General features: G+C 73.5%; 16 protein-coding genes. 2 read left to right on the top strand and 14 right to left on the bottom strand.

Annotated features, from left to right (window positions below):
• Nucleotides 1–167: 167 nt before the first annotated feature.
• From GKC29_RS11105 to recO, 5 genes are all read right to left on the bottom strand, one after another.
• Nucleotides 168–929, bottom strand: coding sequence for a pirin-like bicupin family protein (locus GKC29_RS11105; protein ID WP_155330742.1), 762 nt, complete (start codon nucleotides 927–929; stop codon nucleotides 168–170).
• The gene (locus GKC29_RS11100) at nucleotides 926–1,147 is read right to left on the bottom strand and encodes a thioredoxin reductase (protein ID WP_155330741.1); all 222 of its coding nucleotides are present in this window, start codon (nucleotides 1,145–1,147) and stop codon (nucleotides 926–928) included. The genes GKC29_RS11105 and GKC29_RS11100 overlap by 4 nt, the downstream gene beginning before the upstream one ends.
• A 111-nt stretch (nucleotides 1,148–1,258) precedes the next feature.
• Nucleotides 1,259–1,444, bottom strand: a complete 186-nt coding sequence (locus GKC29_RS11095) for a hypothetical protein (RefSeq protein ID WP_155330740.1) — start codon at nucleotides 1,442–1,444, stop codon at nucleotides 1,259–1,261.
• A gap of 64 nt (nucleotides 1,445–1,508) precedes the next feature.
• On the bottom strand, nucleotides 1,509–2,309 hold the full coding sequence (locus GKC29_RS11090; protein ID WP_155330739.1) for an isoprenyl transferase: 801 nt from the start codon (nucleotides 2,307–2,309) through the stop codon (nucleotides 1,509–1,511).
• Between the two features lie 35 nt (nucleotides 2,310–2,344).
• The gene (recO, locus tag GKC29_RS11085) at nucleotides 2,345–3,220 is read right to left on the bottom strand and encodes a DNA repair protein RecO (protein ID WP_230688990.1); all 876 of its coding nucleotides are present in this window, start codon (nucleotides 3,218–3,220) and stop codon (nucleotides 2,345–2,347) included.
• A gap of 102 nt (nucleotides 3,221–3,322) precedes the next feature.
• Between recO and GKC29_RS11080 the strand changes: the two genes are divergently transcribed.
• On the top strand, nucleotides 3,323–4,126 hold the full coding sequence (locus tag GKC29_RS11080) for a DUF4097 family beta strand repeat-containing protein (RefSeq protein WP_155330738.1): 804 nt from the start codon (nucleotides 3,323–3,325) through the stop codon (nucleotides 4,124–4,126).
• Here GKC29_RS11080 and GKC29_RS11075 read toward each other — a convergent pair.
• The 8 genes from GKC29_RS11075 to GKC29_RS11040 all read right to left on the bottom strand — a co-directional run bounded on the left by GKC29_RS11075 (nucleotide 4,107) and on the right by GKC29_RS11040 (nucleotide 11,692).
• On the bottom strand, nucleotides 4,107–5,258 hold the full coding sequence (locus GKC29_RS11075; RefSeq protein ID WP_155330737.1) for an acyltransferase: 1,152 nt from the start codon (nucleotides 5,256–5,258) through the stop codon (nucleotides 4,107–4,109). The two genes, GKC29_RS11080 and GKC29_RS11075, sit on opposite strands and share 20 nt — an antisense overlap.
• Before the next feature lie 262 nt (nucleotides 5,259–5,520).
• Nucleotides 5,521–6,423: a GTPase Era gene (gene era, locus GKC29_RS11070; RefSeq protein WP_155330736.1), complete on the bottom strand. Its 903-nt coding sequence runs from the start codon at nucleotides 6,421–6,423 to the stop codon at nucleotides 5,521–5,523.
• Nucleotides 6,420–6,797, bottom strand: coding sequence for a cytidine deaminase (locus tag GKC29_RS11065; RefSeq protein WP_155330735.1), 378 nt, complete (start codon nucleotides 6,795–6,797; stop codon nucleotides 6,420–6,422). The genes era and GKC29_RS11065 overlap by 4 nt, the downstream gene beginning before the upstream one ends.
• Entirely contained in the window at nucleotides 6,790–8,199 is a 1,410-nt protein-coding gene (locus GKC29_RS11060) for a hemolysin family protein (RefSeq protein WP_155330734.1), read from the bottom strand. The genes GKC29_RS11065 and GKC29_RS11060 overlap by 8 nt, the downstream gene beginning before the upstream one ends.
• On the bottom strand, nucleotides 8,175–8,648 hold the full coding sequence (gene ybeY / locus GKC29_RS11055; protein ID WP_155330733.1) for an rRNA maturation RNase YbeY: 474 nt from the start codon (nucleotides 8,646–8,648) through the stop codon (nucleotides 8,175–8,177). The genes GKC29_RS11060 and ybeY overlap by 25 nt, the downstream gene beginning before the upstream one ends.
• Nucleotides 8,649–8,666: 18 nt before the next feature.
• Nucleotides 8,667–9,659 carry a PhoH family protein gene (locus GKC29_RS11050; protein WP_230688989.1) on the bottom strand — a complete coding sequence of 331 codons (993 nt, stop codon included), beginning with the start codon at nucleotides 9,657–9,659 and terminating at the stop codon, nucleotides 8,667–8,669.
• A 303-nt stretch (nucleotides 9,660–9,962) separates the two neighbouring features.
• Nucleotides 9,963–11,306 carry a serine hydrolase gene (locus tag GKC29_RS11045; RefSeq protein ID WP_155334084.1) on the bottom strand — a complete coding sequence of 448 codons (1,344 nt, stop codon included), beginning with the start codon at nucleotides 11,304–11,306 and terminating at the stop codon, nucleotides 9,963–9,965.
• A 23-nt stretch (nucleotides 11,307–11,329) separates the two neighbouring features.
• Complete coding sequence (locus GKC29_RS11040) at nucleotides 11,330–11,692, bottom strand: histidine triad nucleotide-binding protein (protein WP_155330731.1); 363 nt, start codon at nucleotides 11,690–11,692, stop codon at nucleotides 11,330–11,332.
• A 169-nt stretch (nucleotides 11,693–11,861) separates the two neighbouring features.
• Between GKC29_RS11040 and GKC29_RS11035 the strand changes: the two genes are divergently transcribed.
• Nucleotides 11,862–12,623: an SDR family NAD(P)-dependent oxidoreductase gene (locus tag GKC29_RS11035; RefSeq protein ID WP_155330730.1), complete on the top strand. Its 762-nt coding sequence runs from the start codon at nucleotides 11,862–11,864 to the stop codon at nucleotides 12,621–12,623.
• Nucleotides 12,624–12,846: 223 nt separating this feature from the next.
• Here GKC29_RS11035 and GKC29_RS11030 read toward each other — a convergent pair whose 3' ends face one another.
• Nucleotides 12,847–13,581, bottom strand: coding sequence for a 16S rRNA (uracil(1498)-N(3))-methyltransferase (locus GKC29_RS11030; RefSeq protein ID WP_155330729.1), 735 nt, complete (start codon nucleotides 13,579–13,581; stop codon nucleotides 12,847–12,849).
• Between the last annotated feature and the right edge of the window lie 9 nt (nucleotides 13,582–13,590).

Raw genomic sequence — 13,590 nt, 5'->3', positions numbered from 1 at the left:
GCAGGCCCGCCGGCGCCAGCCAGGCCGCCCGGCAACCCTTGCCGAGCCCTTTGCTCTGCTTCAACCGACGCAGCACAATCCGTCGGAAACCGTTGCGTGGGTTGAAGCAGAGCAAAGGGGCCGCTCCGGGGTGGCGGAGCAGGACGGGTCGGACGGGGGCGGTGCGGTCACGCGAGCGTGGCGTGCATCTCCCAGACCAGGATCTCCGCTGGTTCCGTTGCCGTCACCCGCTGGCCTCCCGGCCCGGTCAGGCGGGCGGCGTCGCCGGTCCCCAGGAGTCCGCTGCCCTCCAGCGTCACCGCGCCGTCCGGCACGTAGAGGTGGACGAAGGGGGCGTCGGGGAGGGTCACCTCGTCGCCGGGCCGCAGGCGGGCGGCGTGCAGCGTGGCGTACCGGTTGCGGATGCGGATCGCCGAGTCGCCCGCGTACCGGTCCATGCCGGAGGCCACCGGCACCAGGCCGCCGCGCAGCAACTGGTCGTCGATCTCGAGCTGCTCGTACCCCGGGTCGACGCCCGCCTCGTCCGGCACGACCCACATCTGCACGAAGTGGACCGGGTCGGTGTGCGGATCGCGGCCGTCGAGACGCCAGGCGTCGTTCTTCTCCGAGTGCAGGATGCCCGTGCCCGCGCTCATCCGCTGCGCCAGGCCGGGGTAGATCACGCCGGAGTGGCCGGTGGAGTCCTGGTGGACCAGTGAGCCGCGCAGCACCCAGGTGACGATCTCCATGTCCTCGTGCGGATGGGTCTCGAACCCGGCGCCGGGGCGGACCACGTCGTCGTTGTTGACCAGGAGCAGCCCGTGGTGGGTGTTCGCGGGGTCGTAGTGCCGCGAGAACGAGAAGGAGTGCCGGGAATCGAGCCAGGAGATCCGGGTGTGGAACCGGTCGCCGGCGCGCCGGATGTCGACCGCGGACGCGGGCGCGGTCACCAGGCGCGCTGCCCGGTCTCGGTCGGCGCCCAGGTCAGCGCCGGCTCCCCGGTGGCCAGCTCGCCGATCTCGCCCGCGCGGACCTGCGGGACGTGACCCACCTCCTGGCAGTGCTGCTCGGCGATCTCGGCGCAGATCTCCGCCAGCTGCCCGCAGAGGGGCTCGCCGATGTCCGCCGCGTTCAGCGCCATGAGCATCTTGTACCGCAGCTCCCGCATCTCCCACCCCCTGTCCCGATCGTAGGCCGCCGGGAGTCCAGGCCGCCCCGGAACGCGCGACGCCGCCACCCGGCGTACGCGGGAGGCGGCGTCGTGTCGGGGCCGGCCGGGTCAGAACCAGCGGCGGCGCTTGGCCTTCGCCGGGCGGAGCATGTCGGCACCCTTGTTGAGCAGGCGGGAGATGCCGGACGGGCCCCGCCGCGCCTCGATCGTGTGGCTGAGCTTGCGCGCGCCCGCGGCCGCCACCGGCACGGCGAGGGCCATGAACGCCCACTGGGCGATCCGCTTCTGGATCATCGTGGTTCACCTCCGTCAGTAACTGCTGACCAGAGAGATACCCGGCGCGACCGCGCGGTAAGCGTCAGGTGGTGGGTGCCACCGGATTGGGCAGCGCCCCGCCGAAGCGACGGTCCCGCTGGGCGTACAGCTCGCAGGCGTACCAGAGGTGCCGGCGGTCGAAGTCCGGCCAGAGCGTGTCGAGGAAGACCAGCTCGGCGTAGGCGCTCTGCCAGAGCAGGAAGTTCGAGGTGCGCTGCTCACCGGAGGGACGCAGGAAGAGGTCCACGTCGGGGACCTCGGGGTGGTAGAGGTACTTCGCGATGGTCTTCTCGGTGACCTTCGCCGGGTCCAGCCGGCCGGCCGCGGCGTCCCGCGCGATCGCGGCGGCGGCGTCGGCGATCTCGGCCTGCCCGCCGTAGTTGACGCAGAACTGGAGCGTCAGCGTCGAATTGCCCCGGGACATCTCCTCGGCGGTCTGCAACTCCGAGATGACGCTCTTCCACAGCCGGCCGGCCCGCCCCGACCAGACGACCCGGACACCGAGGTCGACGAGCTGGTCCCGGCGACGGCGGATGACGTCCCGGTTGAAGCCCATCAGGAAGCGCACCTCGTCGGGCGAGCGCCGCCAGTTCTCGGTGGAGAACGCGTAGGCCGACAGGTACGGGACGCCCAGCTCGATCGCACCCTCGATGGTGTCGAAGAGCGAGAACTCACCGGCCTCGTGCCCCTTGGTGCGGGGCAGGCCACGCTCCTTGGCCCACCGGCCGTTGCCGTCCATCACCACCGCGACGTGGCGGGGCAGCGCCTCCCGCGGCAGCGCGGGTGGGCGGGCGCCGGACGGGTGCGGGGTCGGTGGCGCCGGCTCCCGCCGGGTGCCCCTCATCGATCGGATCACTGCACTCTCTTTCTGCTCGCGTCCTACGCCCCCGCCGGTCCCCCGCCCGGCTCGACGACCGGCCCGCCGGCAGGTCGCCCGGCCGGATCCGCGGCCGCCCGGGCGGCGGGCGTCGGGACCGCACCGGCCGCCGGAGCGCCCCGGTCGACCAGCGGCAGCGAGCGTAACGCGCGTTCCAGATGCCACTGCAGGTGCGCCGCGACGAGGCCGCTGCACTCCCGGCGTACGCCGGTCTCGGTGGCGTCGGCGACCCGCCAGTCGCCGCTGGTCAGCGCGGACATCAGGTCGATCGTGGCCGGCGCGGGGTGTGCGGCGCCGGGCGGCCGGCAGTCCGGGCAGACCGCGCCCCCGGCCGGCACGGAGAAGGCCCGGTGCCGCCCGGGGGTGCCGCAGACCGCACACGCGCCCAGCGCCGGCGCCCAGCCGGCCAGGGCCATGCCGCGCAGCAGGTACGCGTCCAGCACCAGGGTGGTGGCGTGCTCCCCGTCGGCGAGCGCCCGCAGCGCACCGAGGGTGAGCTGGAACAGCCGCAGTGACGGCTCCCGCTCCACCGGGGTGAGCCGCTCGGCCGTCTCGCAGATCGCGCTGGCCGCGGTGTAGCGGGGGTAGTCACCGAGGAAACGCTTGCCGTACAGGTCGATGCCCTCGACCTGGCTCACCGTGTGCAGCGAGCTGCCGTGGTTGCCCTTCGGGTCGCCGGCGAGCTGGAGGTCGACGTGGCCGAACGGCTCCAGCCGCGCCCCGAACTTGCTCGTGGTGCGCCGCACCCCGCGAGCCACCGCCCGTAGCCGCCCGTGCCGGCGCGTGAGCAGGGTGATGATGCGGTCGGACTCGCCGAGCTTCTGCACACGCAGCACCACCGCGTCGTCGCGGTAGAGCTGTCGGCGGTACCCGGCCATCGGGCCATTCTCCCTCGGGGTGGGAAATCAGGGTCGGTTCGGGGTGGACGCCCGGACGGCCCCCGATGCGGCGGACCGGCCCGCGGCCGTAGCGTCCTCGGCATGGCACTGCACCGGAGCACCGTCCGCACCCGGGGCACGGCGTCCGCCGTGTCCGCGTTCGCGGCCGCCACGCTCATCGTCGTCGCCGGGTGTGACAGCCTGTCCTTCCGCCGGCTCGACTTCGACAACACCGAGGCGGTGAAGATCACCACCGTACGGGTGCTGCCCGGTGCCGGTGACGTGGTCGTACGGGCCACCGGCGCTCCCGGGTCGGTGCGGATCAAGCGGGTGGTGCGCTACCAGAGCGACCAGCCGGAGACGACGTACCGCGTCGACGGCACGGAACTGGTGCTGGACACCGACTGCGGTCCCCGGTGCAGCATCTCCTACGAGGTGACCGCCCCGCCCGGCGTCGCAGTGCGGGGCGAGACCGGCTCCGGGGACGTCGACGTGAGCCGGACCGGCGCCGTCGACGTGACGGTGGGCTCCGGCGACGTCCGGGTGGCCAACGCCGGCGGCCCGGTACGCGTCGAGACCGGCTCCGGCGACATCGAGGTGGTCGACGTGACCGCGCCGGTGCGGCTGCGGGCGTCGTCCGGCGACATCACGGCCCGCCGGCTGGGCGGCGGCGTCGACGTCGAGGCGAACTCGGGCCGGGTGACGGTCGAGCTGGCCACTCCCGCCTCGGTCCGGGCGCACGCCTCCAGCGGGGACGTCGAGCTGACCGTCCCGGCCGGCAGTTACCGGGTGGTCTCCGAGGTGGGTTCGGGCCGCGCGGAGGTGGGCGTGCCGAACGTACCGTCGGCGACGCTGGTGCTCGACGTCGCCACGGGCAGCGGGGACCTCACCGTCTCCCAGCGGTGATCTCCACCGTCTCCGGCTCCCGGATGTGCTGCCCCGGCACGACGGCGCGTCCGGCCGGCACGGCCGCACTCCCGCCGGCCGGCTTGCCGGGGTGGCTCGCCGGCCGCCGCACCGGGCCGGCCGGGGCCGACCGCCGCCCGCCCGGGATCAGCTCCGGCCGGCGCCGGGCGGCCACGTCCTCCACCCACCCGACGAGCAGCGTGACGACGCCGACGAGCGCGAAGACCAGCGCGATCCGGATCGCGAGGCCGACCGGATCCTGGTGCGACCAGCCGACCACGTCCACCAGCGGGGTGAGCGCGACGACGAACGGCATGTGCCAGAGGTAGACGGTCAACGCCCGGCGGTTGAGGATGGTGACCAGCCTCCCGATCAGCGCGTTCCAGTCCACCCACGCCGCGCTCGCCGGCGCCCGGCCGAGCAGGACCAGGATGAAGCCGGCCGACCAGAGGGCGTTGCCGAGCGGGATGTCGTTGAGGTCGTAGCCGCGCGGGCCCGGATGGGTGAGGATCCAGGCCCCGCCGGCGATCACGAGGACCGCGGCGGCCGGCCAGAGCACCCGGTTGGCGAGCCGGCGGAGCGCCCCGTCCTGGTGGGCGAACCCGAGCAGCCAGGCCCCGAAGTACAGCCCGAACTGCTGGACCGCCGCCGGCGCGTTCGGGTACACGCCCGACTCGATGGCCGCGAGCACGGCGTACGGGGCGAGGAGGGTGGGCAGCGGCGCGCGCCGGAACAGCCACAGCGCCACCGGTGAGGCGAGCACGAACCACAGGTAGTTGCGCAGGTACCAGATCGGGCTGAGCGCCACGGCGCCCCAGTCGTTGGCCGGTGGGTCGGCCACCGGGACCAGCCAGAGCAGGACCTTCGGCGTCAACGGCAGCCCGGTGAGCAGCATCGCCGGTACGAAGACCGCGGCGAGCACCCACAGCGACGGCAGCAGACGGCGCAGCCGGCGGCCGACCGCCGGCGGCCCGGATCGCCGCAGCGACGCCGCCATCAGCGAACCGGCGAGGGCGAACATCACCGACATCGCCGGGAAGACGAGCGTGAGCGTCGCCCAACCGGTGACGTGGTAGACGACGACTCGAACGATGGCCAGGAAGCGCAGGAGGTCCAGATATCTGTTTCGCATCAGCCTGCATCTGTGTCCGGGGCGGAGGGGGCGTACGCTCACCTACCCTCTGCCCGGCGAACGCGAAACGGCGAGAGAGTCGGGCGGATAGTGACAATCCCCATCGACCTGGCCGATAACGATCAGCGGATCGGTCACAGCGGACGTCCGGGCGGGTGTCCCGAGCCGCGCGACCGGCGCGGGCCGGCCGACGCGCCGGTGCCGGCGCGGACCGGCCGACGCGGGCCGGTGCCGGTCCAGATCGACGCGGCCGGCGCCCGGGTCAGAAGCCGAGCTTGCGCAGCTGCTTCGGGTCCCGCTGCCAGTCCTTCGCGACCCGGACGTGGAGGTCGAGGTACACCCGGGTGCCGAGCAGCTCCTCGATCTGCCGCCGGGCACGGGTGCCGACGTCCTTGAGCCGGCTCGCCCGGTGGCCGATCACGATCGCCTTCTGGCTCGGCCGCTCGACGTACACGTCGGCGTAGATCTTCGTGACCTGCCCCTCGGGGACCATCTCCTCCACCACCACGGCGATGGAGTGCGGCAACTCGTCGCGCACGCCCTCCAGCGCCGCCTCCCGGATCAGCTCGGCGACCAGCACCTGCTCCGGGTCGTCGGTGAGCATGTCGTCCGGATAGAGCTGCGGCGACTCCGGCAGGTAGCGGGTCATCACGTCGACCAGCGTGTCGACCTGGTGCCCGGAGACCGCGCTCACCGGCACCACCTCGGCGAACTCGCCGAGCTCGCTGACCGCGAGCAGTTGCTCGGCCAGCCGCTTGCGGTCCACCAGGTCGGTCTTGGTGACCACGGCGAGGACGGTGGCCTTCAGCTCGGCCAGCTCGCCGGAGATGAACCGGTCACCCCGGCCGATCGGCTCGTCCGCCGGGATGCAGAGGCCGATCACGTCGACCTCGCTCCACGTCTGCCGCACCAGGTCGTTGAGGCGTTCGCCGAGCAGCGTACGGGGACGGTGCAGGCCCGGCGTGTCGACGAGGACGAGCTGCGAGTCGGGCCGGTGCAGCACCGCCCGGATGACGTGCCGGGTCGTCTGCGGCTTGCTCGACGTGATGGCGATCTTCTGCCCGACGATCGCGTTGGTCAGCGTCGACTTGCCGGCGTTCGGTCGCCCCACGAAGCAGGCGAACCCCGCCCGGTACGGCCGCCGCTCCAACTCCTCCGGCCTCACTCGACCACCGTGCCGAGGACGCTGCCGTCCGGGGCCGCCACGTGGATCGGCGCGTCGGCGGCGAGGTCGCGGACGGCGGCGTGACCGGCGCCGTCGAGCGTCGACGCCTCGGTCACCACGACCGCCGCCTCCAGCCGGGTGGCACCGGCCGCGACCGCCGAGGCGACGGCGAGCTGAAGCGCGGTGAGCGCCAGCGACGGAAGGGAGACGCTGGCCGCGGCGTACGTGCGGCCGTCCTGGTCCCGGACGGCGGCGCCCTCGACGGCACCGACCCGGCCACGCGCGCCCCGCGCCAGGACGACCAGCTTGGCGTCCTCGGCGCTCAGCTCCACCGGGACGGACGACGCGGTCGGTGCGGCGGGTGACTCAGGCATCGGCGGGCAGCCTCTCCTCGGCTCGGTCGGTACGGGTCTCGGCCGGCTCGCCCCGGCCCCGGTCGTCCTGCTGGTCGGTCGGCTCCGCACGGCGCACCAGCACGGTGTCGATCCGGTTGCGCCGGCCGGTGGTGCCCTCGGCGAGCAGCCGCAGGCCGGCCACCTCGACCTGGGCGCCCGGGATGGGCACCCGACCCAGGGACTGGGCGAGCAGGCCGCCGACGGTCTCCACCTCGTCGGTGGGCAGGTCGGTGTCGAACAGCTCGCCGAGATCCTCGACGGGGAGCCGAGCGGTGACCCGCACCGCGCCGTCGTCGAGGTGCTCGACCGGCGGGCGTTCGACATCGTACTCGTCGGTGATCTCGCCGACGATCTCCTCCAGGATGTCCTCGATGGTGACCAGGCCGCCGGTGCCGCCGTACTCGTCGACGACGATGACGAGGTGGTTGCGGGCGGCCTGCATCTCGGAGAGCAGGTCGTCGACGGGCTTGGACTCCGGCACGAAGGTCGCCGGGCGCATCAACTCGGCGACCGGAAGCTGCCGGTCCTCCGGGACGCCGCCCTGCGTACGCCGGATCAGGTCCTTGAGGTAGAGCACACCGAGCACGTCGTCGACGCTCTCGCCGATCACGGGGATGCGGGAGAAGCCGGAGCGCAGGAAGAGCACCAGGGCCTGGGCGAGGGTCTTGTGCTTCTCGATCCACACCATTTCGGTGCGCGGCACCATCACCTCGCGGGCGATCGTGTCGCCGAGCGCGAAGACCGAGTGGATCATCTGCCGCTCGCCGTGCTCCACCACGCCCCGCTGCTCGGCCAGGTCGACCAGTTCGCGCAGCTCCACCTGGGTGGCGAACGGCCCCTCCCGGAAGCCGCGCCCCGGCGTGACCGCGTTGCCGATGAGGATGAGCAGCGAGGCGAGCGGGTTGAGCGCCCGGCCCAGCCAGCGCACCAGCGGCGCGACCCCACGAGCCACCGCGTACGCGTGCTGGCGGCCGATGGTGCGCGGCCCGACGCCGACCACCACGAAGCTGACCACGGTCATCGCCCCGGCGGTGATCAGTGCGGCCCGCCAGCCGGCGCCGAACGTGTCCACCGCGACGAGCGCGACCAGGGTGGTCGCGCCCAGCTCGGCGAGCAGCCGCAGCAGCAGGAGCAGGTTGAGGTGGCGGACCACGTCACCGGCGACGGCCTGGAGGGCGCGGGCCCCCCGCGCGCCGTCCCGGGCCAGCTCGGCGGCGCGCGCCGGGGAGACGGCGGCGAGCGCCGCCTCGGTCATCGCGATCAGACCGGCGAGCACGACCAGCCCGGCCGCGAAGAAGATCAGTTGCAGGTCGGGAAGGCCGCTCGCGCCGGCCGTCGCTGCCGCAAGGGGGGACATCACTGGGCCCGGGTCGCCCGCCAACTGGCCAGCAGTCGGGCTTGGAGCGCGAACATCTCCCGCTCCTCCTCCGGCTCGGCGTGGTCGTAACCGAGCAGGTGCAGCACGCCGTGCACGGTGAGCAGGTGCAGCTCGTCGGCGGCGGAGTGCCCGGCGGCGGCCGCCTGCTTGGCCGCCACCTCGGGGCAGAGCACGATGTCGCCGAGCAACGCGGGCTCGGCGCCGGCGGCGGCGTTCTCCCCCGGCCCGTGGTCGACGCTGCCCTCGTCCATGGGGAAGGCGAGCACGTCCGTGGGGCCGTCGCCGCCCATCCACCGGTGGTTCAGCTCGGACATGTAGTCGATGTCGACGAGCAGCACGGACAACTCGGCGAGCGGGTTGACCCCCATCTCGTCGAGGGCGTGCCGGGCGACGGCGAGCACGGCGTCGGTGTCGACGTCGACACCGGACTCGTTGGCGATCTCGATGGACAACTGTCTTCCTTCAGGTCGTTAGCGGCGGCGACCGGCCCGGCCACCGCCCTGGGCGGTCCGCCCGGGCACGGCGTGCACGCTCTGCGCCTGCTGGTTCTCCCGCTCGGCGTCCCAGCGCGCGTACGCGTCGACGATCTCCCCGACGAGCCGGTGCCGGACCACGTCGGAGCTGGAGAGCTGGGCGAAGTGCACGTCCTCCACGTTGCTGAGGATCTCCCGGACGACCCGCAGGCCGCTGGTCGTCCCGCCGGGAAGGTCCACCTGGGTGACGTCGCCCGTCACGACGATCTTGGAGCTGAAGCCGAGCCGGGTGAGGAACATCTTCATCTGCTCGGGCGTGGTGTTCTGCGCCTCGTCCAGGATGATGAACGCGTCATTCAGCGTACGACCGCGCATGTAGGCCAGCGGCGCCACCTCGATCGTGCCCGCCGCCATCAGCTTGGGGATGGAGTCCGGGTCGAGCATGTCGTGCAGCGCGTCGTACAGCGGCCGCAGGTAGGGGTCGATCTTCTCGTTGAGCGTGCCGGGCAGGAAGCCCAGCCGCTCACCCGCCTCGACCGCCGGCCGGGTGAGGATGATGCGGTTGACCTGCTTGGCCTGGAGCGCCTGGACCGCCTTCGCCATGGCGAGGTAGGTCTTGCCGGTGCCGGCCGGGCCGATGCCGAAGACGATGGTGTGCGCGTCGATCGCGTCGACGTAACGCTTCTGCCCGAGGGTCTTGGGGCGGATGGTGCGACCACGCCGGGAGAGGATGTTGAGCGTCAGGACCTCGGCGGGCCGCTCGGCGCTGCCCTGCTCGAGCATGCCGACGGTACGCCGGACGGCGTCAGTGGTCAGGGTTTCGCCTTTCTCGATGAGTTCGAGCAGTTCGCCGAAGAGCCGCTCGGCGAGGGCGTTGTCCGCGGGAGCACCGGTGATCGTGATCTCGTTGCCCCGGACGTGCACGTCGCTGTTGACCGAACGCTCGACCAGTCGCAGGATCTCGTCACCCGCGCCGAGGAGATTGACCATGATCTTCGAATCCGGAACGGTGATCCTGGTCTGCGCCCGGGGCGGGCCGGGAGGTGGGGTGCTGGTCATAGGTCGGGCCGAGGGGCCCTGAGCCACCTGCTCTCGATCTCGGCGCCGGGCCGGTGCCACGGCGTGCTGGCGTTGCTCTCATCGTATCCGTTCAACACCGCCACCACCTCGCCCATTTCCCCGCCACGCAACCCGAGCCCACCCCCCACGGTCGTGCACATTCCGACCCTGATTCGCACCTTTTCACGACATTTGTCGAGGCGACCACTACAAGATCGCGAAGCCGGCCGGGGGTCAGCCGGTGCGGAAGTCGTACCGGTCGAACGTCTCCTGGGTACGGGTGAAGCGGTACGTCGCCCAGTGCATCCGGATCACCGTTCCGTCCCCGTTCCGGGTGAGCCGGAGCAGCTCACCCACCTCCCGACCGGAGACCGTCCGGTAGACGTCCGGCCGGTCCGGCAGCGGGGCGAAGACCGCCGGCGGCTTCCCGGCCGGGTCGTCGGCGCCCCGGGCGCGCAACGCGCCGTCGTGCCAGCTGAACACGTACTCGAAACCCTCGCCCCACCAGCGACCCAGCAGGCCGCGGATCTCCGGTGGGGCCGGCGGCCCGGGCCGCCAGGGCGTCACCTCAGCCGGGTCGTGCTCCGCCGCGGCGGCGAGCAGCCGGTGCGGCAGGTCGAACAGCTCACCGGCGGTGCCGGAGGACCCGAGCACCGCGGCGCCCATCGCGCCGGCGGTCCCGTCGCCGCCCCGGCGGCCGTAGACCGCGGCGAGGAACCCGGGCATCGCGCCGTCGTGGCCGACGTGCATGACCCGCTTGCCCTGCGGCACCAGGATCAGCCCCAGGCCGAACCCGCCGCCCCAGAGCGTCTCGTCGGTGACCGTGACCGGCCAGCGCATCTCCTCGAGCGTGGCGGGCGCGAGCACCCGGCCGGCCGCGTCGAGCGCCGCCGGGTCGGCGAGGAAGGCCGCCCAGCGGGCCATGTCACCGGCCGTGCTCCACAGCTGCGCGGCCGGGCCGACCGCGCCGAAGTCGGTGGGTGGCTCCGGATGCGCCTCGTCGGAGTACGCGTCGACGAGGAAGCCGATGGCGGCCCGCCGGCCGGGCTCCACCGTGGTGGCGGTCAGCCCCAGCGGAGTCAGCACCCGCTCGGCGAGCACCTCCGCCCAGGTGCCGCCACGCAGCCTGCCGACCAGGTGGCCGAGCAGTGCCATGCCCAGGTTGGAGTAGTGGTAGCGACGCCCCGGAGGCAGCACCCGTTCCGCCCTCGCCAGGTCCGCCAGGAGCTGGTCGGTGTCCGGCGCGCGCAGCGTGTCCCAGACGTCGCCGTACGGCTCGCGCTGCAGGCCCGCCGTGTGCGACAGCAGCCGCCGGACGGTCAGCTCGCCGTGCGCCGGCAGGTCCAGGTGCCGGCTCAGCGGGTCGTCCAGGTCGAGCAGGCCGTCGTCGCGGCACTGCATCGTCAGGACGGCGGTGAAGGTCTTGGTCACCGAGCCGATCCGGAAGCGGGTCTCCGGGTCCAGCGCGGTGTCGTTCCCGGTCCCCCCGACCGCGCACGTCCACAGCGGACGGTCGGCGCGGTGCAGGGCCGCCGAGACCGCCGGTATCCGGGCCCGCGCCTGGATCTGCCGCACCATGCGGTCCAGGCGGTCCGTCGGCGTCACGCGAGGTTCCGCGCCAGCATCGGCCCGAGCGGGGCGCCGCCGAGCAGGTGCGCGTGCACGTGGAAGACCTCCTGGCCGCCGTACGCCCCGGTGTTGAACATCAGCCGGAAGCCGTCACCGAGCAGCCCCTCGTCCTCGGCGACGGCGGTGGCCGTGGCGAGCACCTCGCCGGCGAGCCCCGGGTCGCCCTGGGCGAGGGTGGCCACGTCCGCGTAGTGCTCCTTGGGGACCACCAGCACGTGCACCGGCGCCTTCGGGCCGATGTCGCGGAAGGCGAGCGTGGTGGGCGTCTCCCGGACGACGGTGGCCGGGATCTCGCCGGCGACGATGCGGCAGAACAGGCAGTCAGGTGTGCTCACCGGGGCAGTCTAAGGAAGGGCACGGGTGGAACGCCGCCCGTAGCGGGCGAACAACCCCGGGCGCACCAGGCCGCACCGCCGGTCACCGGGGGCCGGCCGCGCCGGGGCTGGTGGCGGCGGGCCGGGTCCGGCGTCAACAGCGCCGCGGCGCTACGGCAGGATGGCCGCCGTGACATCACGGGCGGTGCTGGTGACGGGAGCCTCGCGGGGCATCGGGCGGGCGGTGGCGCGGGCGTTCGCGGCCGGCGGGGACCGGGTGGCGATCCACCACCGGGACTCGGCGGACCTGGCGGAGGCGCTCCGCGTCGACCTGCCCGGCGCGGGCCACGTGGTGGTCCGCGCCGACCTGGCCGACCCGGACGCCGTCCGGGTGATGGTGGACGAGGCCGCGGAACGCCTCGGCGGACTCGACGTACTGGTCAACAACGCCGGTGTGTTCGGGCCGGCGGACCCGCCCCACCCGGTGTTCGAGACCACCTACGAGCAGTGGCGGCAGCGCTGGCGGGCGGTGGTCGAGACCAACCTGTTCGGCGCGGCCAACGCGTGCTGGTGCGCCGCCCAGCACATGCGGGAGCGGGGCGGTCGGATCGTCAACGTCTCCTCCCGGGGCGCCTTCCGCGGCGAGCCGGGCAATCCCGCGTACGGGGCGAGCAAGGCGGGCCTGAACGCGCTCGGTCAGTCCCTCGCGGTGGCTCTCGCCCCGTACGGCATCGGGGTGGCGACCGTCGCGCCCGGCTTCGTCGAGACCGACATGACCAACGAACACCTCAAGTCGCCGCGCGGCGACGCGGTCCGGGCGCAGTCCCCGTTCAACCGGGTGGCCCGGCCGGAGGAGATCGCCGCCGCGGTCCACTGGCTGGCGTCCCCGGAGGCGGAGTGGGCCTCCGGCACCATCGTCGACCTCAACGGCGCCTCCTACCTGCGCAGCTGAGCCCGGTGACGTCGGCGTCGACGTTCTTCGCCTGGGGACTCGGCCCGGGCGCGCCTACGGCCGGCCACCACAGGTCGCTGTGGCCCCTTTGCTCTGCTTCAACGGACGCAGCGGAATCGCCGCGAAACCTGTGCGCCGGTTGAAGCAGAGCAAAGGGAACGCGGCGGAGGGTGGGGCCGGGCCGTCCGGCCCGGTGGCGGGCGGGGATCCGGTCGCCGGTGGCCTACCAGCGGTCGAGGCGGGCGGACAGCACCGCCAGGGCCGCCACCCCGGCCGTCGAGGTGCGCAGCACCGACGGGCCCAGCCGCACCGGCCGGGCACCGGCCTCCGCGAAGGCGTCCAGCTCGCGGTCGGCGATGCCCCCCTCCGGCCCGACCACCAGCACGATCTCACCGGTCGCCGGCAACGCGACCGTCGTCAGCCGCTCCTCGGCTCCCTCATGGAGGACGAACGCGGCGGCGGCACCGCCGAGCCGGCGGCCCACCTGCGTCGTCGACTCGTCCGGCGATCCGGCCACCACCGGCAGCCAGGGCCGGCGGGCCTGCTTGGCCGCCTCCCGGGCGGTCGTCACCCACTTCTCCCGGGCCCGTACGCCCCGGTCACCGCGCCAGAGGACGATCGAGCGTTCGGCCGCCCAGGGCACGATCTCGTCCACGCCGACCTCGGTCATCGCCTGCACGGCCAGCTCGCCCCGGTCCCCCTTGGCGATGCCCTGCACCACGACCAGGCGGGGGACCGGCGCGTCCGCGTACCCCCGGGAGGTGATCTCGAGGTCGAGCGTGTCCTTGCCGACGGCGCCGACCACCGCGGCGGCCGTGCTGCCCCGCCCGTCGGCGAGCAGCAGTCGCTCGCCGGGCCGGAGCCGCTGCACGGTGGCGGCGTGGCGCCCCTCGGGGCCGTCCAGGGTCATCCGGTCGGCGGTGGGCAGCGAGTCGACCAGGAACAGCGGCGCGGACACGATCACCAG

It is taken from the genome of Micromonospora sp. WMMC415, assembly GCF_009707425.1.
Taxonomy (GTDB): domain Bacteria; phylum Actinomycetota; class Actinomycetes; order Mycobacteriales; family Micromonosporaceae; genus Micromonospora.
This window is presented reverse-complemented; position numbering and strand designations above follow the sequence as displayed.

Bases quoted from the DNA above. Each gene is read 5' to 3' on its own strand.
- GKC29_RS11100 (WP_155330741.1), bottom strand. From the start codon at position 1,147: ATGCGGGAGCTGCGGTACAAGATGCTCATGGCGCTGAACGCGGCGGAC.
- GKC29_RS11095 (WP_155330740.1), bottom strand. From the start codon at position 1,444: ATGATCCAGAAGCGGATCGCCCAGTGGGCGTTCATGGCCCTCGCCGTG.
- GKC29_RS11090 (WP_155330739.1), bottom strand. From the start codon at position 2,309: ATGAGGGGCACCCGGCGGGAGCCGGCGCCACCGACCCCGCACCCGTCC.
- recO (WP_230688990.1), bottom strand. From the start codon at position 3,220: ATGGCCGGGTACCGCCGACAGCTCTACCGCGACGACGCGGTGGTGCTG.
- GKC29_RS11080 (WP_155330738.1), top strand. From the start codon at position 3,323: ATGGCACTGCACCGGAGCACCGTCCGCACCCGGGGCACGGCGTCCGCC.
- GKC29_RS11075 (WP_155330737.1), bottom strand. From the start codon at position 5,258: ATGCGAAACAGATATCTGGACCTCCTGCGCTTCCTGGCCATCGTTCGA.
- GKC29_RS11065 (WP_155330735.1), bottom strand. From the start codon at position 6,797: ATGCCTGAGTCACCCGCCGCACCGACCGCGTCGTCCGTCCCGGTGGAG.
- GKC29_RS11050 (WP_230688989.1), bottom strand. From the start codon at position 9,659: ATGGTCAATCTCCTCGGCGCGGGTGACGAGATCCTGCGACTGGTCGAG.
- GKC29_RS11045 (WP_155334084.1), bottom strand. From the start codon at position 11,306: ATGGTGCGGCAGATCCAGGCGCGGGCCCGGATACCGGCGGTCTCGGCG.